Here is a 26,675-nt window from a genome sequence, read left to right as displayed (position 1 = left end):
GTTTCCTCTCCTTTTCAAACTCAATAAAAATTAACTCAACTATTATGAGAGGTTTCACTCAAAAACCAAACTTAATTATTGTTATTGTGCATCCCACCAAACTCTTGTGGTAAGTACATCTGGACCTTGTGCAGCTAATGCAGCTTCATAGTTGTCAGCGTTTACACTTGCCTCATTTTGAGAGTAGGTAAGCCTTCTAGGAATTGTTCCTCCTGTTTCATTTCCTGGGAAATTAACGGGTACTAACACAGGAAAACCTGTTCTTCTCCAGTTAGAAAATGTTTCATACTCATTCAAAAATGTAGCCGCCCAATATTGTGTGCTTATTTGCTCTATTGCATTAGCAGCATCATAAGGGTTCTCAGCTAAATAAGTAGTAATATCAGCATCTGCTATAACCGCTGCTTCACCATAAAGTGATAATTGTTTCATTGCTGCGGTAACACCATTGTTGTAATGTGTCGCGGCGTCTCCAGCTAATCCCCAACGAACGTTTGCTTCTGCTAACATAAATTCAACTTCTGCATATGTTTGGAAAAACATAGGTGCTTCAAAAGCTGCTACGATTGGTCTATTTGGTTCAGAATAATCATTTAAATTACTAAAAAGATTATCTAAATCAACATTTTGATTATCCAACATTACATTGCTATTTCCATTCACTAACCCTCTTTGATTTGCAGGGTCTAATCTTTCAGCATCTGTTCTATCTTCTCTGAAATCTTCAATGTATTTTCCTGGATTGTCAGGAAGATCCTCTTTAAAAATAATTTTTTCACTTGGTAGTGATGCTAATACAGTTAATCTTGGGTCATCATTATTTTTCAAGAAGTCGATAAATGTTTTGCTCATTCTTGGGTTACCGTCAGCGTCAAAAGCTTCAGATAATCCATTTCTATTATTAGAATCATGTTGCAAATAAAAAATATCTTCGTTCGAAGTCATTACACCACCTGCAATTGCTTTAGTTACCCATGCTTGAGAAGCAGCTGCATCAACTTTGATTAATCGTAGACCTAAACGAAGCATTAAAGAATTTGCTAATTTTTTCCATTTAGCTTGATCACCTTGGTAGATAACATCAGCAGCGCCAAAACCAGAAGTTCCACTAGATAGAGCAGCGGCTGATTCTTCTAGTTCTTTAAGCATGTCTGCATAAATTTCACTCTGTGAATCGTACTTTGGAAGGTAAATACCTTCGATTACCGCTTTACCACCTTCGTTATAAGGAATGTCTCCATAAAGATCGGTTAGTCTTGAAAAGGCAAAAACTCTGACAATTCTTGTAATTGCTATCATTTCTTCTGGTGCCTCTTCATTATCTAGCTGTAATTTTAAATCCTGAACGTTTTTAATGGCGTTCTCATAATATCTATCTAATAAAGAAGATGCATAGCCCCTGTTCCAAGTATATTTATCACCATTCCAATACCCTGCCGTAGTTGACAAATGTTGCATCATCGTAGATTGGTAAATCAGTTGTGCTCTCCAATTGTCATATCGTTCGCTAGAAACAAACTTTAATACAGCAGTTAATTTGTTGCCTGCCGCAATCTGAGAAGGTTTTGTTGGATTTACGTTCAATTCGTCAAATCCGTCATCACAAGCGCCTACTACCAGCGCCATCATAAATAAACAAATTAATTTTTTCATATCTTTTTATTAAAACTTTAAGTTGATAGTCATACCATAATTTCTTGAGGTTGGCACACCAAAGTATTCCAATCCTTGAGAGTTTCCTACGTTATATGCGCTTTCTGGATCAATATTGTCGATACTTCTCGAAATATAAAAAAGATTTGAAGCGATAAACGAAACATTTACATTGGTTAAGAAAACATTATCTAATAATTTTTCAGGTAAGGAATACCCTAAGCTTAGTTGTCTAAACTTAATGTAATCGGAATCTTCTACAAATTCTTCTGCGATGTCATTTATTTCTCCCCAATAAGTTTGTAAATTTTCAGGAGCGACTGTAGTAGTGAACGGCTGATCGGTTGCCGCATCAATTCCAGAAACTGTTAACCCAGTTTCTCTACCTTCTAAAGTATTCTTGTGAAGGCCATTTCCATAAACTGTTGTGTTTGTACCAGAGAACACTTGTCCTCCAAATTTGCCGTCTATCAAAAAGTTTAGATTGAAATTTTTATATGAAAAAGAATTTGAGAAACCTAACGTAAGTGGAGGAACGCCTTCTCCTAAAATTTTACGTTCGCCTTCAACAGCTCTTGGTACTCCTAGGTCATCAATATCATACTTGATAACTCCGTTGTCATCTCTGTCATACGAAACACCTACAATGGTACCGTATCTTTCTCCAACAATATGAGTAATTCTCACATTCTGTGATCTTGGTTCATCTAAATTAACATCAGATCCAACTTCATCCGTAGCTTCAACAAGACCTTCGTTGTAAGCACCATTTAAAGATACATTCCAATTAAAATTTGATGTTTTTATTGGTGACCCACTTACTAAAAATTCAATACCCTTATTCGATACTTTACCAAGATTGGCTTTAGCTCCATTATATCCTGAATACGATGAGGTTGCAACATCTACGATGTCTTTTGTGGTTTCATTAGTATAATATGCAACGTCAAAAGATAACCTATTGTTAAACATTCTTAGGTCCAAACCAATTTCAGTTTCACTTTTACTGAAGGCTACTAAATTTGCATTTGGAACGGTACTGCCACTTATTCTACCTGTTGGTTGTCCGTTAAGCGGATTTCCGAAAATTTCATAAGTTAAAGCTAACGAATAAGGATCTTGTGCACCACCTGCTACTTCTGAATAACCTCCTCTAAGTTTTAAGAAACTTATAAAAGAAGGCATATTCAATGCGTCTGACAATACCAAACTTGTATTTACAGATGGGTAGAAGTCATCATTTGGTGATGTTTTTCCAGGAAATGAAAGTGTAGAAAACCAGTCATTTCTACCTGTAAAAGTAACATAAGCCCAACGATCATATGATAATTCTAACGATCCATACACTGAACCTATTTTACGTTCACTATATTCTCTTCTTCTGTTAATTCTTACCGTATTGCCTATATCTTCTAAGCCGGGTACAATAAAATCATCACCACCAAGAAAAAGGTTTTCAGATTTAAGATGGTTAGAGTTGACACCTACCAAGGCAGAAATGGCAAATTTATCGGTTATGTTCTTATCTGCTGCTAATATAAGATCAGCATCTACTTGATTGGTTCTTCTTTCTTGATCTTCGATACTTCCTAATGGTTTATAGGCTGTTCCAAATGGCTCTACGCTTGTTCTTCTAATTACGTCATGGTCAATACCCATTCTACCTGTTAAAGAAAGCCAGTCAGTAAAATCATATCTTAATGTTGTAGACGCTATTATTCTATTTCTATTGTCTTCATTTCTAAAATTATAAGCTGCGAAATAAGGATTTTGAGAGAAGGTGTTGTTTGAATATTGTCTTTCAGAACCATCAGGGTTAGTTGAAGGTTGCAATGTTAGTACATCAAAATTACCGGGTAATAAAGCAACGGTAAAGTTAGCATTACCTGGTGCATCTGATAGTCTTGGTCTGTTTTGAACTTTTTCAATAATGTACTTAGCATTAATTGTACTAGTCAGTTTTTCAGCCAAGATAGCTGAGCTATTGAACGAGAATGATTTTCTGTTCAAACCTGCATTTGGCATTACATCTTGGTTGTTCAAATCTGATGCAGATAATCTATATGTAAGATTATCTGAGGCGCTTGTTAAAGCAACTGAGTTTATTAACGTTGATCCTGTTCTGTAAAATTTGTCAACATTATTACCAGCATAAGAATAAGGTCTTGAGACACCATCATATTGTATAGAATTAGCACCATCAAAACGTTCTCCCCATGAAGAAGTCCCTGCTTCTAACGCACCTTCTTGAGTACTAGGTCTAGCGCCTAATAAACCTTGTCCGTAATCTGTTTGGAAATCTTGTATTGATGAATTTACTTTATCAAAAGTAACTGAACTACTAACTTCTACTCCAAAGCCTTTTTGTCCTTTACCGGTCTTAGTCGTTACGATGATTACACCACCTGCAGCACGAGAACCGTATAATGCAGAAGCAGCACCACCTTTAAGAACTGAAATAGATTGAATATCATCTGGGTTTATACTGGAAATACCATCTCCACCATCTGATCCACCCCACATACCGGCAGAACCATTATTACCATTGTTTATAGGAATACCATCAACTACATAAAGCGGTTGATTTTCACCAGATAAAGAGCTAGAACCTCTAATAACAACTCTACTTGATCCGGCTGCGCCAGTTGCATTCTGAGAGATGTTCACACCAGCAATTTTACCTTGTAGCGAGTTTATCGCATTTGGTGTTTTTATAGTTGCGATTTCCTCGGCATCTACTTCAGTTAAAGAATAACCTAATGCTTTGGTTTCTTTACGAATACCTAATGCGGTTACGACAACTTCGTCTAATTGGCTAGCATCTTCAGCTATTGAAATGCTTACTGTTGATCTGCCGTTAACGCCAACTTCTATCGTCTTATAACCTAGTGAGGAGAAAACTAAAGTTGAGTTTGCATCAACATTAATAACATAGTTACCATCGAAATCGGTAGAAGTACCGTTCGATGTGCCTTTTTCAACAACGTTAACACCCGGCAAAGGCAATCCGGTATCGTCTGTGACAACACCTGATACGTTTTTATCCTGACCTGTTACTCCTTGAAAAAATAGTAGCAAAGCAAAGGTCAAAAAACTTAAGAATTTTTTGTTTATGAATTTTGAGTTTAGTTAGGTATTTTAAAAATACGATCTTAAGATGCGCTATTTCAAAATGATAATTCAATAAATTCGACTAATAACTATTATGAAAAGCTTAACAACGTGTTAATAAAAAGCAAATTTTTAAGAATTAAACAATATTTAGTGGTTTTGTGACTCTTGGATTACCTGCCATTGAGCATCAGTAATTGCGGGTCCGTCAAAGAAAGAAACACCTTTTGCCCCGTTAGATTTGGCTTGGTATATTGCTTCTTTTAGTTGTTCTGAAGTCATTTCAGGAACATATATACCTGTATGTAGTTCGGTATTTTTACCTTTTAAATCTTCCACACCCTGTTTTGTGGCATAACCTATCCAATCTATTTCTTCATTGTAGAATTTGTTATAAATCATAGGTAATACTGCATCAACATTCCATTTGTCCCATCGTTGGCGAACCATATGGTCTGCCATTTCTGGATAAGGAAAAACAGCTGCTGTTAATAATTTACCATTATCATGGGTAATTTTATAGGCTTCATCAACAATGGACTTTATTTTGTTTAATCTGAAATTCTTCCACTCCATATCAATGGCAGGATTACTAAAATCTTTAGGGTTTTTATGGTGTTCCTTTTCAAATTCAGAAGTACATACATCACAATAACAGAAATCGTATCTTGGTAATTCGACCTCTTGTTTTAAATCATATTTTGGTAATAGTCCGATAGGTAGATAAATGTCTGAATACCGAATATAATCTAAATGGAAACTAGTGACACCATCAACTTTGGCCAAACCTTCTATTAAACTAAGTACATGCTCACGTGATTCTTTTCGGGTTGGGCATAACCATTTATAATAGCCGACATATGGTGGCTCATCAAAACAAGATTTCCCATCTCTACTTACGGCATACCATTCAGGGTGCTGCTCGGCAACTTTATCGCCTGGTCTGTTCATTGTAAACATCCACGCATGTACCTCAAGATTATATTTTTTTGCAATAGGTACTAGCCTTGTCAATAAAGCAGGGTCGCCATAAGTGTTTATTAAAATGGCATGAATACCATTCTTGCTATATTTTTCAAATTCTTCATCAAAAGATTTGTCTGTCCTATCTTTTTCGGCAGTAATCCAAGTCCATAATTTAAATGCTTCTTCGCTAATTTTAGCTGTACTTGCGGTGGTGTTAGGTTCTGTTGTTTCCTTCTTTAAATCACATGAAGTAGTAATTACAAAGATGAATAGAGCTAATATTTTTAAAAGGTTAGTTTGTTTAATCATTGTAAGTTTCGAATTTTCCATCATTATGTAGAACCAATTTTTTATTTGTAAACGGGCTTTTGACCCAAATGTCAAATCCGAAATTATTTTTTTCTAAAACAGGTGAAATTGATTTATTCAAAATAGATATTGGTTCTTTTTGAAGTTGGCCATCTATTGTGGTCCATCCTTTTTCGCCTATTTCTTCATTCTTAAGATTTCTATATAATTCATATAGATACCATTTAATGTGCTCATCTTCAGGAATTGTGAAGTCAGGTAGTTTGGTTTTTGAATTTTTAGCAAAATAGACATAGCCCCAATGTTCAGGCTCATGCATATTGATAACACCTTGAGGTGACCATACCCAATTGTTTTCGGGCATAAACTTACCGGATGCATCTTTTTTTCTACTGTACTTTTCGTTTTCGATATCAAAAGACCAATTAACTCTAGAGAAATTAATTCTCCAGAATTCGTTTTCGGGAACTTTTGTTGTTCCTCCGGGTTCGGTGGTAAAAGACCATGGTATGGCAATTTCAACGGTCCAGCCTTCATCAATATCTGAAGCATTATTCAATGTACCATTAACTTGGATGGCAGATTTTATTCCTTTAAAATCCCAACCATCAAGTATATAGCCATTGTTTCTATATGGTTTCGATAAAAATAAATCCCATATGGTGTTAAAAGCATTTAGTTCAAGCTCATAGTAATTGTGAGTATCGCCATCAGGGTCAATGAAAATTTCAAAATCATTATTGTAAAAGATTATAGTATCCTTTTGTTTTAATGTGGCCCATACATGGGGTTCTTTGATTTCGGCAAAAAAGTAAAGGTTAGTGTCGTCCCATAACATTTTAACCTTGGTTTCATAGGTTGCACTTTTACTACCTTCAATATCTATAAATTTGTTGGACCATTTAGCATTTTGCCAAGATGATTCATCCATTTTACCATCAATTATTAACGTTTCTATGATATTGTTGGCAATATAAGTTTGAGGCGTTTTTTGAGCTATAAGAGAAATACTTCCTAAATACAAAAGAAACAATAGCACGGCAACTGTCTTTTTGGTTTTTAGCGATTTGTTTTGAAATTGGGCCATGCCACAAATGGTTGATTAGGTTGGTAATGTTGTTTTACAAGTTCTTTAAATTTAATTGCTGCCTTGTAAAATAATCTATTTTTTATATGAATATAGGCCTATTGTTGTTTTTAATTACTTTTAGCAACAAATAGCTTTATCTTCCATTTCTAAAATAATCTTGAATATTTTCATAATTATTGTAACCGTGAATAATTTTAGCCTAACAACTTCAGATTGATGCCCAACGTCAATTGTGTAATAAAAAAAGCAGTAATTATTGTCTATGAATATTAGGATAATGAAATTTTTACGCAAGCCAGAATTTTTGGGCAATAGCGATATTAAACCCTTGCATCATATTTTATTCTGGTCAATTTACTTTGTATTCAACACTTTTCGTTGGAGTTTCATTCACGATGATTTCTTACTTTCTTTAAAAACGAATTTATTAGGTTTTCCTATTCATATGTTTTTGGCCTATTTGAATGCGTATTATTTGATGCCAAAATTTATTTACACTAAGAAATATTTTCAATATACTGTTTACATACTTTTGGCTTTATTCGTGATGCTATTGCTAAAGTATAATCTTACCTATTATTTGGTAAGTACAGATGTAATGCCAGAGGCACAAGAAATTATTGATACACTGACCATTGGGTATGCTGTACAGACAATGATTGGTGAAGTGTATGTTATTTCCTTTTTTACAGCTATAAAATTAACGGTCGATTGGTTGCGTGAAAGTAGTAAGCTTCATGATTTAGAAAAGAGGCAATTGAAAACTGAATTACGTTTTTTACGGTCTCAGGTCTCGCCTCATTTTTTCTTTAATACCCTTAATAATATATATTCCTTGACTTTAGAAAAGTCGGATCAGGCTCCTGAAGTAATCCTCAAATTATCAGAACTTATGAGGTATTTACTATACGCCACTAAAAAACAAAGACAAGATTTAACGAGTGAGATGAATTGTATTAGGAATTACATAGATTTGGAGCGGATTAGATTTGACGATAGTCTTGAGGTAGATATGAAAATATCCGGAAATCTTGAGAATTGTAAAATTCCGCCAATGTTGTTAATTCCAATAGTTGAAAACTGTTTTAAACATGGTGCAAGCAAAAATATTGGTGAAATGAAAATTGATATTGAGTTGCAAGTCAAAGATGGTTTTATGAATTTCAAGGTCGCTAATTCCATTCCTAATGCCAAAAAAGAATTAGAATATCCTGTAAAATCTGGCGGAATTGGACTTTCTAATGTAAAAAAACGTTTAGACCTTGGGTATGCTAAAAGCGATTATGAGTTATTAATTTTCGAAAAGGATAAAATGTTTAATGTTATTTTAAAGCTTAAGGTATTATGATGTTGAAAGTGATTGTAGTAGATGATGAACCGTTGGCTGTTAATGTGATTAAAAATTATATTCTTCGGGTTAAAGAGTTGCGGTTAGAAGGAACATTTTCTAATGCTATGGATGCTTCTGCTTTTTTAAGAGATAATACAGTCGATATTATGTTTTTGGATATCAACATGCCCTATCTTGATGGGTTAGAGTTTTTAAGCACGATTCACAAAAAGCCATTTGTGATTATGACTACGGCTCACGAAGAGCATGCACTTAAAAGTTTTGAACTTGAAGCAATAGATTATTTGGTAAAACCAATTTCACTACCAAGATTTTTTAAATCTGTAGATAGGGTAATTGGTCTAAAACAAGGGGCTAACAAAGTGGCAAACGACAAAGATGAAAAGCCTTCTATTTTTGTTAAGGTCGATAAAAAGAAATTGCAGAAGATATTTCTTTGTGAAATAATGGTGATAGAAAGTCTTAAAGATTATATCAGAATTATTACACCTACAGCAAAATATATAATACATAGAACTTTAAGTAGTTTCACTGATGAACTGCCTGGCGATAATTTTATACGTATTCATAGGTCTTATACTATTGCGGTCGATAAGGTTAGTGTAGTTGAGGGTAATAGTGTTGAAATAGGCGGCATACGATATACTATCGGTAGAAGCTATTTGAACGAAGCAAAAGCTAGAATTTTGAATGATTTAAATGAGTAAGGACTATAAGTTATTGACCGATTCAAAATAGATGCTATTGTGAGTGAGCCATTTAAATTCAAACAATTCGAAATCAGTCAAGACCGTTGTGCTATGAAATTAGGTACAGACGGAGTTTTGTTAGGTGCTTGGACTACTGTACGTAATTCTCCCGAAACTATTTTGGATATTGGTTCAGGTACGGGCGTCATTGCTCTAATGTTGGCCCAAAGAAGCAATGCGGAAGTCATTGATGCCATTGAGATTGATTCTAATGCTTATGAGCAATGTGTAGAAAACTTTGAAGGTTCTTTATGGGGAGATAGGCTTTACTGCTATCATGCCGGATTAGATGAGTTCATTGAAGAAATAGAAGATACATATGATTTAATTGTTTGTAATCCGCCATTTTATTCTGAAACCGTAACCTCAGGCAGTTTACAAAGAGATCAAGCGAGACAAAACGAATTTTTACCTTTCGATGAACTTTTAAAAGGGGTTTCTGCATTAATGTCAAAAAATGGAATCTTTTCTACGATAATTCCTTTTAAAGAAAAGGATAATTTTATACGAATGGCAGCATCCTTTCAGTTATTTTTAAGTAGTTGCATGCATGTGAAAGGTAACCCTACTGCTGAAGTGAAACGAGTGTTGTTGGAGTTCATTAGGGAAGAAAAACAATGTGAAGTGGTGGGTCTAACCATTGAGAAAGAACGACATGAGTATACAACTAACTACATAAATCTAACAAAAGATTTTTATTTAAAAATGTAACTATACGCTTATCTAATGTTATATTTCTTTAATTATCTTTGATAAAAGCAATGTTATGAGACCTGATTTATTTGAAGCACCAGACTATTATAATTTAGATGACTTATTTTCTGAAGAACATCTATTAGTACGGGATGCAGCACGGCAATGGGTAAAAAGAGATGTGTCGCCAATAATTGAGGAATACGCGCAAAAAGCAGAATTCCCAAAGCAAATAATTGGTGGTCTTGCAGAAATTGGAGCTTTTGGCCCATATATTCCTGAAGAATATGGTGGTGCTGGATTAGACCAAATCAGTTACGGACTTATCATGCAAGAAATTGAAAGAGGGGATAGTGGGGTGCGATCAACGGCATCGGTACAATCTTCTCTAGTTATGTATCCAATATTTACTTACGGTACTGAAGAGCAACGCAAAAAATATTTACCAAAATTGGCTTCTGGCGAATGGATGGGTTCTTTCGGTTTAACTGAGCCAAACCATGGATCTAACCCAAGCGGTATGGAAACCAAATACAAAGATATGGGTGACCATTATCTTTTGAACGGTGCTAAATTATGGATTTCAAATTCACCCTTCTGTGATATTGCAGTAGTATGGGCAAAGAATGAAGAAGGTCGTATACATGGTCTTATTGTTGAACGTGGTATGGAGGGTTTTACAACTCCTGAAACGCATAACAAATGGTCGTTGAGAGCATCGGCAACCGGAGAATTGATTTTTGATAATGTTAAAATCCCTAAAGAAAATTTATTACCTAATAAATCTGGATTAGGAGCGCCATTAGGTTGTTTAGATTCTGCTAGATATGGAATTTCATGGGGTGCCATCGGTGCGGCCATGGACTGTTATGATACTGCTTTACGTTATGCAAAAGAACGAGTTCAATTTGGTAAACCTATTGCTGCTACACAATTACAACAAAAGAAATTAGCTGAAATGATTACCGAAATCACCAAGGCTCAATTATTGGCATTTCGCTTAGGGCAATTGAAAAATGAAGGGAAAGCAACTACGGCACAAATTTCAATGGCTAAAAGGAATAATGTTGAAATGGCTATAAAAATAGCAAGGGAAGCAAGACAGGTTTTAGGTGCTATGGGTATAACTGGCGAGTATAGCATTATGAGGCATATGATGAACTTAGAAAGTGTTATTACTTACGAAGGTACTCACGATATACATTTATTGATTACGGGTGCCGATATTACGGGTATGCCGGCTTTTCAATAAGATAACAATTTGCTTTAATAGCGATAACATGTATTGATTAATCTCAATCTACCTTTGAATTGCACTGGTAAGATGTGTGCATGTTTTTTGATAAAGCTTAGCCGATGGGAACATCGGCTTTTTTATGCCTAATTATTTAGTTTGATAAAAATTTGGCAAACCATTGTCCAGATGCTTTTATGGTTCTTTTTAAAGATTTAAAATCAACATAAACTAATCCGAATCTTGGATAATAACCTTCTGCCCACTCAAAATTGTCGGTAAATGTCCAAACGAAATAACCGTGAATATTTAATCCTTCTTTTTTTGCTTTTAAAACTTGACCTAAATATTGTTGTAGAAAGTTACGGCGGTCGTTGTCTTCAATATTTTCATTCGTCACATGGTCTTCAAAAGCAGCACCATTTTCAGTAATCATTATTTTTTTTATTTGAGGGTATACACTGTACTTTTTAATCATTTGATATATGCTAGGTGGATAAACCTCCCAATCCATCAACGTAGTTTTGACGTTCCGTTTACCTGCCCTAATAATTTTAGCTCTTAAGTAAGGAACAAATATGCTGTACTTAACCTTTTCGCGGGTGTAGTTCTGAATACCTATAAAATCAAAATCGAATTTGCAATCTTCCATGTCATTAGGCTGAATATATGGGCGTAATTTTTTTAGGATAGGAGCTTCTTTTATTGGATATCCTAAGCCTAGTGCGGGCTCTATGAAAAGTCGGTTCAATAAGGCATCAACTTTTATGGCTGTTGCCTTATCTCTTCTGTTTTTTCTAAAAGGAGTTATGTGTGAGCATGAAAAAGTAGTGCCTATATGTGCTTGAGGTACCAGCTTGCGTAATAATCTACCACCTTTGGCTTGGCATAGAACGGAATGATGTACAGCAGGTAAAAAATTCTTTAAGCCTTTCTTGCCTGGTGCGTGAACCCCTAAGAAATACCCAGCTCCTATAAAAACCATGGGTTCGTTTAAAACCATCCAATTTTTAACACGGTCGCCAAAAGCGTTAGCACAAACGGTAACGAATTCTGAAAACCATTCGACAACAGTTCTATTGGTCCATCCTCCTCGTTCTTCTAATGACTGTGGTAAATCCCAATGATATAAGGTAACCCACGGGGTGATTTCTTGTTCTAAGCAAAAATTGATTACATCATTATAGAAATCGAGTCCTTTACTATTTACAGCTCCAACACCATTGGGTAAAACTCGTGACCAAGAAATTGAAAATCTAAAATTATCAATGTTCATTGATTTCATTAATAAAATATCCTCTTTATACTTATTGAAAAAATCGCAAGTGATATTGCCGTTATCACCGTTGTAAATCGCTCTTGGTTTCGTCGTAAAATTGTCCCATATGGATGGGCCTTTACCTTGGGCATTATGACCGCCCTCAATTTGATAAGCTGCAGTTGAAACTCCCCATGTAAAATCTTTACCAAAATCTGATGCGTTCAAAAAGGGTTCTTCTTGGTTTTTCAATGGAATAGGAGAATTTTTTTAATATTTCTTTTGAGATTCTTTCAAAAGCTGGGATACAATTTTATCGGTGATATCCGGAAAGTCTACAGGAACTACGGTGTCGGTGTCTAACCAATGTTGAACTTTAACTAAATGCTTATTTTTTAAGGATTTTATGACCGGAACACCCATTTGTGCTAAGGCAGCAGCATTACACTGTTGTTCGTATTGCCCTTTCATAGGTATCACCAAAAGTTTTTTTTGCATGAAAAGGCTTTCTGCGGGAGTTTCAAATCCGGCACCACATAATATTCCCTTACTTGAGGCCATGCTTTTTACAAAGGCTTCATTGGTAATCGGTTTTATATTAATGTTCTCTTTCGTATGCTCCTTTTTATTATGTTTAGAGAATACTTCCCATTGAACACCTTTCACTTTAGATAGAAATTTAAATAATTTTTCATCACTATAAGACGGTAGGTAAACCGTATAATGGTCTCCTTTGGAGATTTTAGCAAGCCGAATATCATTTCTTATTATTGGTGTAAATATGCCAGATTCATACGATTTAAAATGAAGACCAAATTGATGACTTGTTGGTGCGTAATTATTTAAAATCCATTTTCCTAGAGGGTCCTTTTTCTTAGGCTTTGGTGCTCTCGGTGAAAGAACTGCTGCTTGGTGGCTAAAACTGAAACACGGTTTATGTTTTAATTTACAGGCCCACGCCGTAATAGGCTCAAAGTCATTGATGATTAAATCGTATTCTTCAACGGGTATACTTTTGACTTCCTTTTGTAAGCGTAACGAATTTGCTCTATAATAGGTTTTCCACATATCTACGCCTCCCTTTTTTCCGAAAATAAAGCTTAGACCTTTTAACTGGTATTTTACAGGATATGGTAATTGAATGTCTGCCTGTATACCACTTACTAATAAGTCTAGTGTTACATTTTGTTTTAAAAGCGCTGGTATAACATCTCGAGCCCTACTTAAATGTCCGTTACCCGTTCCTTGAATTGCATATAAAACTTTCATTTGCTCTGTTGTGTCATTCCACTTATTCTGAACTCCTCTAAAAGACTTTGAAATAGTTCGGCTTTTTCTAACACAAAGGTTTCTTCTGTAATGTCTTCCAAATGGTCAATTACCTTTTTATCTTCTAAATAGGAATATAGTTTCCATTTTCCCTTGTGGTATTCTAGAGCGGTTAAATTCTCTATCCAATCCCCAGAATTTAAATAAGTAACTTCACCCTTATCAGTCTTTATTTTTCGAATTTCAGGTTGATGAATATGTCCGCATATCACATAATCATAACCATTTTCAATAGCTATTTCTGCCGCTATTTGTTCGAAATCGTTGATGAACTTTACGGCAGATTTTACTCCGTTTTTTATTTTTTTAGACATCGAAATGGGGCCTTTGCCTATTTTTTTGCTGATAAAATTAATTCCTCTATTCAATACGATTAGAAAATCGTATCCTTTTGCTCCTAACTTGGCTACCCATTTAGAGTGTTGCATAGTTACATCAAATACATCGCCATGAAAAATCCATGCTTTTTCACCATTTAAAGGAATTACCATTTTGTTGACAATAGTAAGAGACCCCATACTATTGCCCGAAAATTTTCTCAGAAGTTCGTCGTGGTTACCCGTGATGTAATGAACGGGAATACCTTTGGCAACCCATTCAAGTAAAAGTTTCACCACTTTCATATGTGATTTTGGCCAATAGCGTTTGCTAAATTGCCATATATCTACAATATCCCCATTTAAAATAACCTCTTTTGGCTTTATAGATTTTAAATATTTTAAAAGTTCTTTTGCATGGCACCCATACGTTCCTAAGTGAACATCCGATATCACCACAATATCAACTGGTCTTTTCTTCATATGTTAATTACAGATTCCTTTTTCTTAAGTTTAAAGAGAAGTAAAGAGGCCTTAAGCTTGAAATATTTTGCATGAAAGGCAATATTGAAAAAGACCAATTTAATAGATTTCATAGTCTGAAACTTATGAGTGTAAAGTTTCACTATTTCTATTTATAAAAGGGTTACTAGTAACTTATGTTTGGGTTATGATTTTGTTAAACTATGTACAGTGAAGTCTATTTTTATTAACTATTTCTTTACCAACCTTACTTTGATAGATTTGCTAATGGGTGTTTTACTACGTTCGGCAAAGTGATTGTAGGGTACCAAAACATTGGTTTCAGGAAAGTAAGAAGCCAAATTACCTGAAGGTATATTGTATGGTACAATCTTGAAATTATGTGCGACCCTTACGGTAGTATCATAGGTGCTTGTAATATCAACAATATCTAATTTTTTTAGACCGACTGCTTTCATGTCATCAATATTCATAAAAATAACTCGTCTTGCATTGTATACACCTCGGTAACGATCATCTAAACCATAAATGGTGGTATTGAATTGATCGTGTGAGCGTATGGTCATTAGCATGTATTCATCTTTTGCTAGCTCATGTACCGGTGATTTGTTGATGGTTATTTGTGCCTTACCATTTGGTAGCATACTAAAATCTAAATCACGCACATTATTGGGTAAGTAATACCCTGCACCTTCAGAACGCTCTTTGGTTTTACTAAAACCTTTTGCTACTTGGTCTATTTGAGTTCTAATCAATTCATAATCATCACCTAAAGATTTCCAATTCATAGAATGGTTTTCACCAAAGTAAGCGTGGCCGAGATTGGCAATAATTTCAGGCTCACTCATGATGGATTCAGACGCAGGTTTTAAAATACCTTTTGATTTTTTTACTCTACCCATGCTATTTTCTACCGTAAAATGACGGGGTTTACCATCTTTCATGTCTTTTTCAGACCTGCCGATAGTTGGTAGTATTAATGCAGTTTTGCCAGTGATCAAATGTGTTCGGTTCAGTTTGGTACTGATCTGCACGGTTAGGTCACAATTTTGAATGCCCTTCGCAGTATATTCCGTATCTGATGCGGCCATAAGAAAATTACCGCCGAGACACATAAAAATTTTAGCCTTGCGATCATGCATAGCTTTCATAGAGCCAACAACATCTACACCCTCATGACCTGGTGGCGTAAAACCTAAGTATTTTTTTATTCGCTCGTTCATATCCTTATCAACGAAATGCTGTATGCCTACACTACGGTCGCCTTGTACATTACTGTGTCCGCGAACAGGGCAAGTACCTGCATTGGGTTTTCCAATCGCACCTTTAAGTAGTAAAAGATTTACGTATTCGCGAATATTTTCTACTCCGTTTTTATGTTGGGTAAGACCCATAGCCCAACAAACGATAATTTTGGACTTATTCGCTAAAAGCGCCACGGTTTCATTTATTTTATCTTCAGATACGCCTGTTTTTTGCAAGAGTTCTTCAGAAGTGTGGCTGTCTAAATCAGAAATAAGCGCATCATACCCGTTTGTGTATTTTTGAATGAAATCATGGTCAAATACATTTTTATGCTCTTGATCTAATGCCGCTAATTTCTTTAATATCAATTTGATTAGAGGGATATCTTGATTTATGTTGACAGGTAGATGAATATCCGCCATGTCTTCGCCACCGCCAATCCAACCTTTTATATGCTGTGGATTTTTAAAATTTACTAATCCTGATTCTTCGAGAGGATTTATACTAATAACCTTACCGCCATTCTGTTTGCATTTCTCAAGGGCAGATAACATTCTAGGATGATTCGTACCAGGGTTTTGCCCTGCAATAAGTATTACTTCAGCTTCGTAAAGGTCTTCTAATGTCGTAGAACCTTTACCGATACCAAGCGTTTCGCCAAGTGCAACACCACTGCTTTCATGGCACATATTTGAGCAATCAGGTAAATTGTTTGTTCCTAAAGCACGCGCGAACATGCCATATAAAAATGCAGCTTCGTTACTTGATCTTCCAGAAGTATAGAAAATAGCCTCATCTGGATTGCTAAGCTTTTTAAGTTCGTCTGTTATAAGGCCGAAAGCTCCTTGCCAAGAAATTGGCTCATAATGAATACTACCAGGCTTAAGAACCATAGGTTCTATTAAACGCCCAAATTTATTGAGTTCAAAATCGGTTAACAGAGATAATTCTTCAACGGAATTTTTTTGAAAGAAATTTGCGCCAATATGGCTTGTTGTTGCTTCATCGCCTAAAGCTTTTGCTCCATTTTCGCAATATTCAGCAACAGGGGAAGGATGTTCTGGGTCTGGCCATGCACAACTAGGGCAATCAAAGCCATCTTTCTGATTCATGCTCAACAATGTTCGCATCGAACGAAGAACGCCCATTTCCTTAAAAGTATGTTTTAATGCTTCACGCACACCTAAATAACCTGCTGCATGTGTAACAGGTTCTTTTAATTCAATATCAAGAAAATCTTCTGAACCTCTAAAAGATACTTTACGTTGCGATTTTGATTCCATAGCTTAAACTTAGGAATTGTAATGGTAAATCTTTGACTTGTTTTTGTTAAAAAGTAACTTTTTCAAAATGGCATTTAAAATGCGGAAGTGAAAATTTAACTTAATTTCGGATTTGGGTAATTGTCTGACTGATCCTCACTGGTATTATCCAAGCAGGTAAAATCTTTTTCTAGAAGTAAGAATAATTCGTTTTCATTCGATGTTTTGAACGTATGGTCAAAAGTAATGATGTCGTTCTTGTACCAAGATTTACCATTTAATTCTGGCATTTCTAATATGATGGTATTGTTTTCAAAACGAATACCTAGATGGTTAATAGTTTTATTTAGAACAACACCGTAATTAAATTTTTGATTTGCAAAATTAGTGCTATCATATATCTTCCCATTTTTCGAAAGTGCTTTTACTTCAGTTTGGGTTAATCTAAACCGAATGGAATCTCCTTTTATTCGAATTTTCATAGCTATGATTTGAGTTCACAACAAAAATAGCCCATCTGACAACAAAATATAAGAGGTTGACATCAATTTGTTTTTAATATTTAACCTTCCTTGTAAGTTTACTGTGTTATAAAAAACGAATTAAAATTTTTTCATTTTCATATAGTGTTCTCGTAAAAGAGTCCAATCTCTAAAGATTGGACTCTTTTTAGTCTACCCCATTTTAGACCAAAGAAAACCCCGTTAGAACATATGTTCTAACGGGGTTTTTCATTATAACTTCAAGAAGGTTAGTTCCAAATAGGAGCAGGATATTTTCCTGAGTCAGATTTTTCCTTAAGGCTATTCATTGCTTTTTCCTTGTCACTTGCATAAGTAACACCGAACCAATCTCCACCAGAAGGTATACATTTTACTTCTATCTCGTTTGCCTGTAGCATCTCTTGTATCATTAATGGGATATAAAGTTCACTGTTCGCAATACGATCTTCATCTTTCAAGAACAATCGGAATTCAGATTCTATCTTATCAAAAATGGAAGGTCTGCAAACCCAAAAGTTCATACTAGCCTGCTCATCTCCTGTGAAATCTAAATTCGTATCCTCATCAACAATTTTATCTTCTTTTTGAACTAGTTTAAGTCGCTCTTGAACAGAAACTAAATTATCATCATTTACTTCACAAACACCTCTAGAAACTGAGCCATGTTCAGATAGGGTATCTTTTAATGTATATCCTAAAAGTGCATAAGCATTATCGTCTGATTTCATGAAATCGGCTGCTCTCTTGTATGCAGATTGGCCATAAAAATCATCAGCATTAATAACTACGAATGGGCCATTGATTACATTTCTTGCCGTCCAAACAGCATGCGCCGTACCCCAAGGTTTTTTACGCTCACCAGTAAAGCTTACTCCTTCAGGTAAATCAGTAAGCTCTTGTGCTAGAACATTTAATTTTATAGTTTTTGGTAATCTAGATGAAAGGTGCTCTTCTAAAAAAGAAACATTTTCTTTTTTAGTGATGACTACAACCTGCTCGAAATTGTTCTGAATGGCATCATAAATAGCAAATTCCATTAAAAATTCACCGTTAGGACCTAAATCATCGAATTGTTTTAGTTTTCCATATCTACTACCGCTACCGGCAGCCATTAAAAGTAATGTCATGATTTCTGTATTTATATGTCAAAAGTATGAAATGCTATTAAAAATTACCTTTCAAATTTGATGTATCACCATTAAAATTGATAATTAGTTAATATTAGTCAAGTAGTTTTTATATTTTCAAAGCTTACAAATTTTTTTAATATGAGCTCAAGAAGAAATTTTATTAAGAAGGCATCAATTGCAAGTATGGGATTAGTTGCAGTACCAGGCTTTGCCCGAAATAGGTTTAGCGCTGCAGATAAATTGAATGTTGGATTGATTGGTGTCGGACTACGAGGTACTAATCACTTACAAAACCTGTTGTTGCGAAAAGATGTGAATATAACTGCTATTTGTGATGTTGATGAAGAACGAATAGCGATAGCTAAAAAACATATCTCAGAGGCAAAAGGAAAAGTTCCGAAAGTGTTCGGTTCCAATGATATGGATTATAAGAACCTTTTGGCCTTAGCAGATGTTGACGCAGTGGTAATTGCGACACCGTGGCTTTGGCATACCCGTATGACTGTAGATGCTATGGAAGCAGGAAAATATGCTGGGGTAGAGGTGTCTGCATCTAATACATTAGAAGAATGTTGGGATTTAGTTAATATGCATGAGCGTAGTGGTACCCATATGATGATTTTAGAAAATGTGAATTACCGTAGAGATATTTTGGCGGTACTTAATATGGTGAAGCAAAATGTTTTTGGGGAGTTGGTTCATTTTAGATGTGGCTATCAACATGATCTAAGACATGTGAAATTTAATGATGGAAAAACGGCTTATGGTAAAGGAGTTGAATTTGGTGAGAAAGGTATTTCTGAATCTAAATGGCGAACCGAACATTCTGTAAAACGAAATGCAGATGTTTACCCAACACACGGTCTTGGGCCAATTGCTGTTATGGCAGATATAAATAGAGGCAATCGTTTTGTATCCATGACTTCCCATGCTTCAAAAGGTATAGGCTTACATAATTACATTGTAAAGGAAGGTGGTGAGCAACATCCGAATGCCAAGGTAAAATTTAAACAGGGCGATGTAATTACGTCTACTATAAATACGGCTAATGGCGAAACTATTATTATTACCCACGATTGTAATTTACCAAGACCTTACTCTTTAGGGTTTAGGGTTCAAGGTGCTAACGGACTTTGGGAAGTGGACGGAAATCGAATTTATGTTGATGGTCAATCAGAACCTCACACTTGGGGCGAAGCTCAACCATGGTTAGAAAAATATGACCATCCACTTTGGAAAAAGTATGGCGAATATGCTTTAGATGCTGGTCATGGTGGTATGGACTTCTTTGTAATGAATTCGTTTATAGAATCTGCGAAACAAAATATCGCTCCGCCGCTAGATGCTTATGATGCTGCTGCTTGGAGTGCTGTTACACCGCTTTCTGAGGTTTCTATTGCAAATAATGGAGAGCCTCAAGATTTTCCTGATTTCACTAGAGGTCTTTGGATGAATAGAAAACCGTACGATTGGATGAAAGAGACTTATTAGAAATATGCTTTTTTTGCTTCATTACTCCGTTTATCCAAACTTTTTGATAAACGGAGTTTATGGTTTGGGGCCTTTTGTCTTGAATAAACTAGGCTGTGATGCTAAGGTGCGGTGTATAAAATATCAAGCAATTGCTTTACCTGAAATAGTATGAACATACTTTTTGTGTAATCTTCAAAATGATTAATGAATTATAAGTAAAACCTCAATATCAGATGTTTTTATTATTATATAATTATCAAAAATTACATAACTATGAATTAAATTTGTTAAAAAAGGAAATATACCTATAATAGCGCAATAGGTGTTTGTTCTTCGATTGATATAAGATTTTAAGTTATCGTAACAGATGAGGAATAAGTTAGATCACGTAGACTTTAATATATTAAATATTTTGGCGGAACATGCTCAAACTCCTTATACAGATGTTGCGAAGAAATTAATTATTTCTCCAGGAACCGTTCACATGCGGATGCGAAAAATGCGGGAAATGGGTTTGATTACTGGAGCAACCCTTAGTTTAGACTATGCTAAAATGGGGTGGAAAATGACTATTTTCTTAGGTATATTTCTAGGAGAGATTAGCCTTTTCAAAAAGGTCATGAAAAAGTTAAATGAAATTGAAGAGGTCGTTAAAATACACCACGTAACCGGTAAATATGATATTTTTATAAAAATGCATGCTAGAGATAGTTTTCACTACAAGCAAGTCTATCAAGATAAAATTCTTAGTATTACTGGTATACGTGGTATAGAATCTTTTATCTCCATTGAGGAGAATTTAGAACGTCACATTCAGTTCGCCGAAGCGAAAGAAGAATAAACTACATTAACTTCATCTCAGTTGGGTTCCATTTTACTGGTTGTTCTCTTGAATAACTTTCATTAGCTAAAAGTGCTGCCCCTGCTGCCCTAAGTCCAAATTTAGGATCCTGTATTACTTTGCCGTTGCCTCTAATACTTGTAAAGAAATTATTGAAATGGTCGTAATGGGCACCTTTGTAATCACGAGGCGCTTGCCAAGTTGTTGTTCCAGTTGATAGGCTAGAACTTCTAGATTCTAAATTTTTAGCTGCATATTCGTTTTTGATTTTTTGTTGCATTTCCTCTGTAAATGATATTAAGGAATACCCACCAGGTGTCAAACCTAATTTTGAACGGTTTAGTGTTACCGAGTTTTGACCAATTTCCATTTCACCTTCTGTGCCTATGAGTTTAAAGCCACCACCACCACCACTACCAGCGATAAAATTAATACGGAAAGCTGCATTAAATGGTGCGTGAGTTTCTGTTTTAGGATAATCATATAATGTAATTGAAACGTCGGGCACGTCTCTTCCATCTTTCCAATAACGGAGTCCGCCTGTAGCTAAAGCTCTGTCGGGGCCATGTGAACTTATAACATAATTTAGGGTAGAAAAGGCATGAACAAATAAATCTCCTGCAACTCCTGTACCATAATCTTGATAGTTTCTCCATCTAAAAAAACGTTTTGGTTCAAAGGGTACTTTGGGAGCATTACCTAAAAAAGTATCGAAATCTACGGTCTTAGAATTTGCATCTGTAGGAATAGGGTACTGCCATGCTCCTTCCGCAGAATAGCGGTCATTATACATGTCTAACATTACGATATCACCTATAGCGCCATCTTCATAAAGTTGTTTTGCTTTTTCATTACCAAGTGAAGACATTCCTTGGCTACCCACTTGACATATTTTTCCAGAGTCTTTTTGAGCTTTTATAATTTCTTGTCCCTCATTAAAATTTTGGACCATAGGTTTTTCACAATACACATGTTTACCGGCATTTAGTGCTGCAACAACTATGGTTTGGTGCCAATGATCTGGTGTTGCGATGATGACGGCATCTATGTCTTTACGATTTAATATTTCTCTATAATCTCGGGTTACAAATATATCTTGTCCCCAAAGTTCTTTTGCTCGCTCAAGTCTTCCGGTGTATAAATCACATGCTGCAACCAAATTTATTCCGTCTACTTTTAAGGCAGACTGAGTATCATAAATACCCTGAATACCCGTCCCTATCAATGCAATGTTTATTCGGTCATTCGCACTAAACTCTTGTTGAGTATAGTTTCGATTTAGAATTAGGTTTTTATTATTTGAGGCCGCCAATAAAAAAGGACTTGTACTTAAGGCAGCTGAGGTAAGTGAAGCACGTTTTATAAACGACCTTCTAGAATTGTTTTTGTTCATGATATGGTATGATATTGGTAGTTGTTGTGAGTTTTTAAAAATAACCAATTTATTATTGGCTACAACGATAGTTTTATCATATTAAATCGAAAAAGAAATTGCTCGAAAAAATGTTGTTTAAAAATATTACAGTTGTTTATCTTGATAATTGGTTAATCATCATTATTTATGATTTAAATGGCATAGAATTTTTCAAGAAGGACGTAATTTTGCAATCCTTTAAAATAGATATTTGTTGAAAGATTTGATCATAGCAGCACTTTGGAGCATCTCACCACTGGGGGAAGCCAAGGTGGGTATACCCTATGGTCTCTTACATGGTGTGAATATTTATTTGGTGCTTGGCGTATGTTTTTTAGCTAATGTTTTAGTTTTCCCTATAATGATGTTCTTCTTGAATACCGTTAATAAATCATTGCTGCGATGGCATTTTTACAAGAAAAGTGCACTTTATATCGCCAGAAGAGCTAAAACAGGTTCTGGTGATAAAATAAGAAAATACGGTTTTTACGGCCTTATATTTTTTGTGATGCTACCTGTACCTGGCACTGGAGTATATGCTGGTAGTATTGCTAGCTATCTTTTTAAGATTGAAAGAAAAAAAGCATTTGTTGCTAATACAATAGGTATATTTTTATCTTCTTTAATTGTTTGGGTAACTACTTTACTGACCATGAAAGGTATGGCTTAAATTATCCATTACTTATTACTTGCTTCTTTTCATTTTGTGAATAACTAAGCGTCTTAAAAATTCCATTACCAACCTAAGCCCATTAAATTTGCAGCTTTTTTATGCTATGAATGACCTTAAAATTGGTGATAAACTTTATAATGTTGCGCAAAATGGTTTCAACGATTTTGCGAGGTACTCATTTTCTGAAGTAGTACGTTTAACGGAAACATTAGCTGTTTTGAAAAATGGGGTACGTCTTATTAATAGGCCAAAACAATCTTATATCATGGAAGATGTAGGCTATTCGGTTTCACGTAATAAAGGTTCGCATTGGCATATCGTTTCTTTAAAAGCAATTCGTAATGCCCAAATAGAAAATGAAAAAATTAAAATTCATGATTGGTTTGCTTCCAAACAATTTAACCTAAGTGAAAAACAACAGATTTTTCAACTTTTTAATAATAATGAAGATTTATAAAATTTGGTTGAAAAATAGTTGTTGTAAGAAATTAACAGGCTATACATTTATTTAAAAACCTTTATTATCTTTGTGGCGTTGTGTTGTGTCTCAAAGAATATTTGAGGCAATTGTGTTTATCGGTTTATGCCGATAGTACCCAATGAAAGGCTTTCCATAAAGGGAGGCTTTTTTTGTTTTCGCTTATACTTTATGAATAACATAATGAACTAGAGAGGCTGCTAATTTAGCGGTCTGGTCATCTACATCATAATTCGGATTCAGTTCTACCACATCTAACCCCAATAATTTACCAGATTCAAGAATTAGTTTAAGACTTTTAAGTACAATGTCTGGTGAGAAACCCATTGGCGATGAAGCGCTAACGCCCGGTGCATAAGCGGAAGAAAAACCATCTAAATCAATAGTAGTGTAGAGATAATCAACATCTTCTATAAATTGCATGAGTCGCAATTCTACATGCTCTAAATACGTCATGCAAAAATATTTTTGCTGTAAATAATTTGCGTGATGGGTCTCTGCAAATTCAAATAGGTCTTTTGTGTTCGCATCTTTTCGAATACCTAAGGCCATATACTTTATAGATTCATTTTTTGCTTCATGCGCTATAGCTATTTGATAAAAAGGTGTTCCTGAGTTATTACCATTGGTATTTGGTCTTAAATCGAAATGGGCATCAAAATTAATGATTCCTATCGTTTTGCCTTCTGGTATATATTGAGACAAGCCGTTGTAATGCCCATAAGCTAGATCGTGACTACCACCAAGTATAATAGGAATTGCATTGTTTTCTAAAAGGAATTTAACTGCAACTGATAAATCACTTTGTAGTGTTTCTAAATCTTCATCGGTACATTCTAGATTTCCAAAATCGATGAGTCGCTTGTTGTTGGCAAGATGATTAGGCATTTTTCCCAATTGCTTTCGAATAGCATCAGGCCCTAATGATGAGCCAACCCTGCCGTGGTTTCTGCGTACTCCTTCATCACTACTATAACCTAATAGGGCAATAGTCTTGTTTTGGTTAGACTGAAATGGTGATTTGATACTCGAAAGAATAATTTTTTCATTCAAGTAAAGTTGTTGGTCAGAAGACCTTCCAATCCAATTATCCTTTCTAGGAAGCTTGTAATTTGACATATAATATCAACAAATTTGGGTTAAAATGTAAGTTATTAAAGCTTGGAATTTACGCCAAGATTTAATTAAAATAAATTCTCTAAATATTTGTCTTCTACTAAATTAGGAAAAGTAACTTTAAGAGCTGGAGTTCTTTCCATTTCTCGTTGAATAGCGAACATTGCTTCTTTATTTCGGGCCCAGCTTCGGCGTGATATCCCGTTATTTACGTCGTAGAAAAGCATGTTTTTTAGCTTTCGTTCTGCATCATTTGAACCATCTAACACCATACCGAAACCACCATTGGTAACTTCACCCCAACCAACACCACCACCATTATGGATGGAAACCCAAGTAGCACCTCTAAAACTATCGCCAATAACATTGTGTATGGCCATGTCGGCAGTGAATTTGCTGCCGTCATTAATATTGCTTGTCTCACGGTAAGGAGAATCTGTACCACTTACGTCATGGTGGTCTCTACCCAAAATGATAGGGGCAGATAGCTCTCCATTAGCAATTGCCTCATTAAAGGCCAAAGCTATTTTTGCTCTTCCTTCCGCATCAGCATATAATATTCTGGCTTGAGAACCTACAACCAACTTATTTTGTTCGGCTTCAGATATCCATTTAATATTATCCTGCAACTGTTGTTGAATTTCTACTGGAGCTTCTTCTTTTATTGCTTTTAATACCCTTAGGGCAATAGCATCTGTTTTTCGTAAATCTTCAGAATTTCCAGAGGAACAAACCCATCTAAACGGACCGAAACCATAATCAAAACACATTGGTCCTAGAATATCTTGTACATAAGAAGGATATTTAAAATCAATACTATTTTCTGCCATTACATCGGCACCAGCTCTCGAAGCTTCTAAAAGAAAGGCATTGCCATAATCGAAGAAATAAGTTCCTTTTTTAGTGTGGAGGTTAATGGCATCTGCATGTCTACGTAAAGATTCTTGAACTTTAGCTTTAAAAGCTTTCGGGTCTTGATTCATCATTACATTAGCATCCTCGAATGAAAGTGCGACAGGGTAATATCCGCCTGCCCATGGATTATGTAAAGATGTCTGGTCAGAACCTAAATGAATATAAATATCTTCTTTATAAAAGCGCTCCCACACATCAACAACATTACCAATAAATGCCAAAGAGATTACTTCATTGTTCCCTTTCGCTTCTTTTGTACGAATCACCAGTGAATCTAAATCTTGAATTAATTCATCTACCCAACCTTGCTCAAACCTTTTTTTGGCTGCATGCGGATTAACCTCTGCACAAATGGTAATACAACCTGCAATATTACCTGCTTTTGGTTGTGCACCGCTCATGCCGCCTAAACCTGCGGTTAGGAAAATCTTCCCAGCCGGATATTCATCTTTATTCAATACTTTTCTAAATGCATTCATCACTGTTATGGCTGTACCGTGAACAATGCCTTGCGGCCCAATGTACATAAATGAACCAGCTGTCATTTGGCCATATTGTGTTACACCAAGTGCATTGTATTTCTCCCAATCATCTGGTTTAGAATAGTTCGGAATCATCATGCCGTTTGTAACTACCACGCGAGGAGCTTCTTTTGATGAAGGAAAAAGGCCCATTGGGTGACCAGAATACATATGCAAGGTCTGTTCTTCGGTCATTTCCGATAGATATTGCATGGTAAGCAGATACTGAGCCCAATTTTGAAAAACTGCTCCATTACCACCGTATGTAATTAGTTCTTGAGGATGTTGTGCAACTGCAGGATCTAAGTTATTCTGAATCATAAGCATGATTGCAGCAGCTTGAGAAGTATGAGCCGGATAATCAGATATTGGCCTAGCATACAATTCGTACGTGGGTTGAAAACGATACATATAAATACGCCCAAAAACCTGTAGTTCTTCAGCGAATTCAGGTGCTAGTTTCTCATGCCATTCGGTAGGAAAATAGCGCAGAGCATTTCTAATAGCTAATTGTTTTTCAGCTATAGATAGTATTTGCTTTCGATTCGGAGCATGACTTAC

General features: G+C 35.3%; 21 protein-coding genes. 8 read left to right on the top strand and 13 right to left on the bottom strand.

What is annotated here, in order from left to right:
- Positions 1-81: 81 nt before the first annotated feature.
- From AAC084_RS20220 to AAC084_RS20205, 4 genes are all read right to left on the bottom strand, one after another.
- On the bottom strand, positions 82-1,653 hold the full coding sequence (locus AAC084_RS20220) for a SusD/RagB family nutrient-binding outer membrane lipoprotein (RefSeq protein WP_339842107.1): 1,572 nt from the start codon (positions 1,651-1,653) through the stop codon (positions 82-84).
- Positions 1,654-1,662: 9 nt separating this feature from the next.
- Complete coding sequence (locus AAC084_RS20215) at positions 1,663-4,731, bottom strand: SusC/RagA family TonB-linked outer membrane protein (protein WP_339842106.1); 3,069 nt, start codon at positions 4,729-4,731, stop codon at positions 1,663-1,665.
- A gap of 183 nt (positions 4,732-4,914) precedes the next feature.
- A complete protein-coding gene (locus AAC084_RS20210) occupies positions 4,915-6,039 on the bottom strand; it encodes a family 10 glycosylhydrolase (RefSeq protein WP_339842105.1) in 1,125 nt (374 codons plus the stop codon).
- The gene (locus tag AAC084_RS20205; protein ID WP_339842104.1) at positions 6,032-7,126 is read right to left on the bottom strand and encodes a carbohydrate-binding family 9-like protein; all 1,095 of its coding nucleotides are present in this window, start codon (positions 7,124-7,126) and stop codon (positions 6,032-6,034) included. The genes AAC084_RS20210 and AAC084_RS20205 overlap by 8 nt, the downstream gene beginning before the upstream one ends.
- Before the next feature lie 280 nt (positions 7,127-7,406).
- Here AAC084_RS20205 and AAC084_RS20200 point away from each other — a divergent pair, with 280 nt between their 5' ends.
- From AAC084_RS20200 to AAC084_RS20185, 4 genes are read left to right on the top strand one after another with little or no spacing between them, the layout of a single operon-like run.
- The gene (locus AAC084_RS20200; protein ID WP_339842103.1) at positions 7,407-8,477 is read left to right on the top strand and encodes a histidine kinase; all 1,071 of its coding nucleotides are present in this window, start codon (positions 7,407-7,409) and stop codon (positions 8,475-8,477) included.
- A complete protein-coding gene (locus AAC084_RS20195; RefSeq protein ID WP_339842102.1) occupies positions 8,474-9,187 on the top strand; it encodes a LytTR family DNA-binding domain-containing protein in 714 nt (237 codons plus the stop codon). Before AAC084_RS20200 ends, AAC084_RS20195 begins: the two co-directional genes overlap by 4 nt.
- A gap of 39 nt (positions 9,188-9,226) precedes the next feature.
- Positions 9,227-9,940: a methyltransferase gene (locus AAC084_RS20190; protein WP_339842101.1), complete on the top strand. Its 714-nt coding sequence runs from the start codon at positions 9,227-9,229 to the stop codon at positions 9,938-9,940.
- A 55-nt stretch (positions 9,941-9,995) separates the two neighbouring features.
- Positions 9,996-11,174, top strand: a complete 1,179-nt coding sequence (locus AAC084_RS20185) for an acyl-CoA dehydrogenase family protein (RefSeq protein ID WP_339842100.1) — start codon at positions 9,996-9,998, stop codon at positions 11,172-11,174.
- A gap of 136 nt (positions 11,175-11,310) precedes the next feature.
- Here AAC084_RS20185 and AAC084_RS20180 read toward each other — a convergent pair whose 3' ends face one another.
- The 6 genes from AAC084_RS20180 to AAC084_RS20155 all read right to left on the bottom strand — a co-directional run bounded on the left by AAC084_RS20180 (position 11,311) and on the right by AAC084_RS20155 (position 18,680).
- The gene (locus tag AAC084_RS20180) at positions 11,311-12,666 is read right to left on the bottom strand and encodes a GH1 family beta-glucosidase (RefSeq protein ID WP_339842099.1); all 1,356 of its coding nucleotides are present in this window, start codon (positions 12,664-12,666) and stop codon (positions 11,311-11,313) included.
- Between the two features lie 18 nt (positions 12,667-12,684).
- A complete protein-coding gene (locus AAC084_RS20175) occupies positions 12,685-13,683 on the bottom strand; it encodes a glycosyltransferase family protein (protein ID WP_339842098.1) in 999 nt (332 codons plus the stop codon).
- The gene (locus AAC084_RS20170) at positions 13,680-14,543 is read right to left on the bottom strand and encodes a UDP-2,3-diacylglucosamine diphosphatase (protein WP_339842097.1); all 864 of its coding nucleotides are present in this window, start codon (positions 14,541-14,543) and stop codon (positions 13,680-13,682) included. Before AAC084_RS20170 ends, AAC084_RS20175 begins: the two co-directional genes overlap by 4 nt.
- Before the next feature lie 230 nt (positions 14,544-14,773).
- The gene (locus AAC084_RS20165; RefSeq protein WP_339842096.1) at positions 14,774-17,071 is read right to left on the bottom strand and encodes an FdhF/YdeP family oxidoreductase; all 2,298 of its coding nucleotides are present in this window, start codon (positions 17,069-17,071) and stop codon (positions 14,774-14,776) included.
- A gap of 95 nt (positions 17,072-17,166) precedes the next feature.
- Entirely contained in the window at positions 17,167-17,532 is a 366-nt protein-coding gene (locus tag AAC084_RS20160) for a hypothetical protein (protein WP_339842095.1), read from the bottom strand.
- A gap of 269 nt (positions 17,533-17,801) precedes the next feature.
- Complete coding sequence (locus AAC084_RS20155; protein WP_339842094.1) at positions 17,802-18,680, bottom strand: sugar phosphate nucleotidyltransferase; 879 nt, start codon at positions 18,678-18,680, stop codon at positions 17,802-17,804.
- A gap of 141 nt (positions 18,681-18,821) precedes the next feature.
- Here AAC084_RS20155 and AAC084_RS20150 point away from each other — a divergent pair, with 141 nt between their 5' ends.
- Together AAC084_RS20150 and AAC084_RS20145 are read left to right on the top strand one after the other, a co-directional pair.
- Positions 18,822-20,174: a Gfo/Idh/MocA family oxidoreductase gene (locus tag AAC084_RS20150; RefSeq protein ID WP_339842093.1), complete on the top strand. Its 1,353-nt coding sequence runs from the start codon at positions 18,822-18,824 to the stop codon at positions 20,172-20,174.
- Positions 20,175-20,523: 349 nt separating this feature from the next.
- Entirely contained in the window at positions 20,524-20,997 is a 474-nt protein-coding gene (locus AAC084_RS20145) for an Lrp/AsnC ligand binding domain-containing protein (protein WP_339842092.1), read from the top strand.
- A 1-nt stretch (position 20,998) separates the two neighbouring features.
- Here AAC084_RS20145 and AAC084_RS20140 read toward each other — a convergent pair whose 3' ends face one another.
- Positions 20,999-22,390: a Gfo/Idh/MocA family oxidoreductase gene (locus AAC084_RS20140; RefSeq protein ID WP_339842091.1), complete on the bottom strand. Its 1,392-nt coding sequence runs from the start codon at positions 22,388-22,390 to the stop codon at positions 20,999-21,001.
- Between the two features lie 232 nt (positions 22,391-22,622).
- On the opposite strand from AAC084_RS20140, the gene AAC084_RS20135 reads away from it, so the two are divergent.
- Positions 22,623-23,081, top strand: a complete 459-nt coding sequence (locus AAC084_RS20135; RefSeq protein ID WP_339842090.1) for a small multi-drug export protein — start codon at positions 22,623-22,625, stop codon at positions 23,079-23,081.
- A 106-nt stretch (positions 23,082-23,187) separates the two neighbouring features.
- The gene (locus AAC084_RS20130) at positions 23,188-23,541 is read left to right on the top strand and encodes a pyruvate kinase (protein WP_339842089.1); all 354 of its coding nucleotides are present in this window, start codon (positions 23,188-23,190) and stop codon (positions 23,539-23,541) included.
- Between the two features lie 183 nt (positions 23,542-23,724).
- On the opposite strand, the gene hutG is transcribed toward AAC084_RS20130, so the two are convergent.
- The gene (hutG, locus tag AAC084_RS20125; protein WP_339842088.1) at positions 23,725-24,681 is read right to left on the bottom strand and encodes a formimidoylglutamase; all 957 of its coding nucleotides are present in this window, start codon (positions 24,679-24,681) and stop codon (positions 23,725-23,727) included.
- Between the two features lie 65 nt (positions 24,682-24,746).
- Positions 24,747-26,675: urocanate hydratase (locus AAC084_RS20120; protein ID WP_339842087.1), on the bottom strand; the 1,929-nt coding region annotated here is incomplete at its 5' end.

Source organism: uncultured Maribacter sp., from assembly GCF_963977385.1.
In the GTDB taxonomy this organism is placed as follows: domain Bacteria; phylum Bacteroidota; class Bacteroidia; order Flavobacteriales; family Flavobacteriaceae; genus Maribacter.
This window is presented reverse-complemented; position numbering and strand designations above follow the sequence as displayed.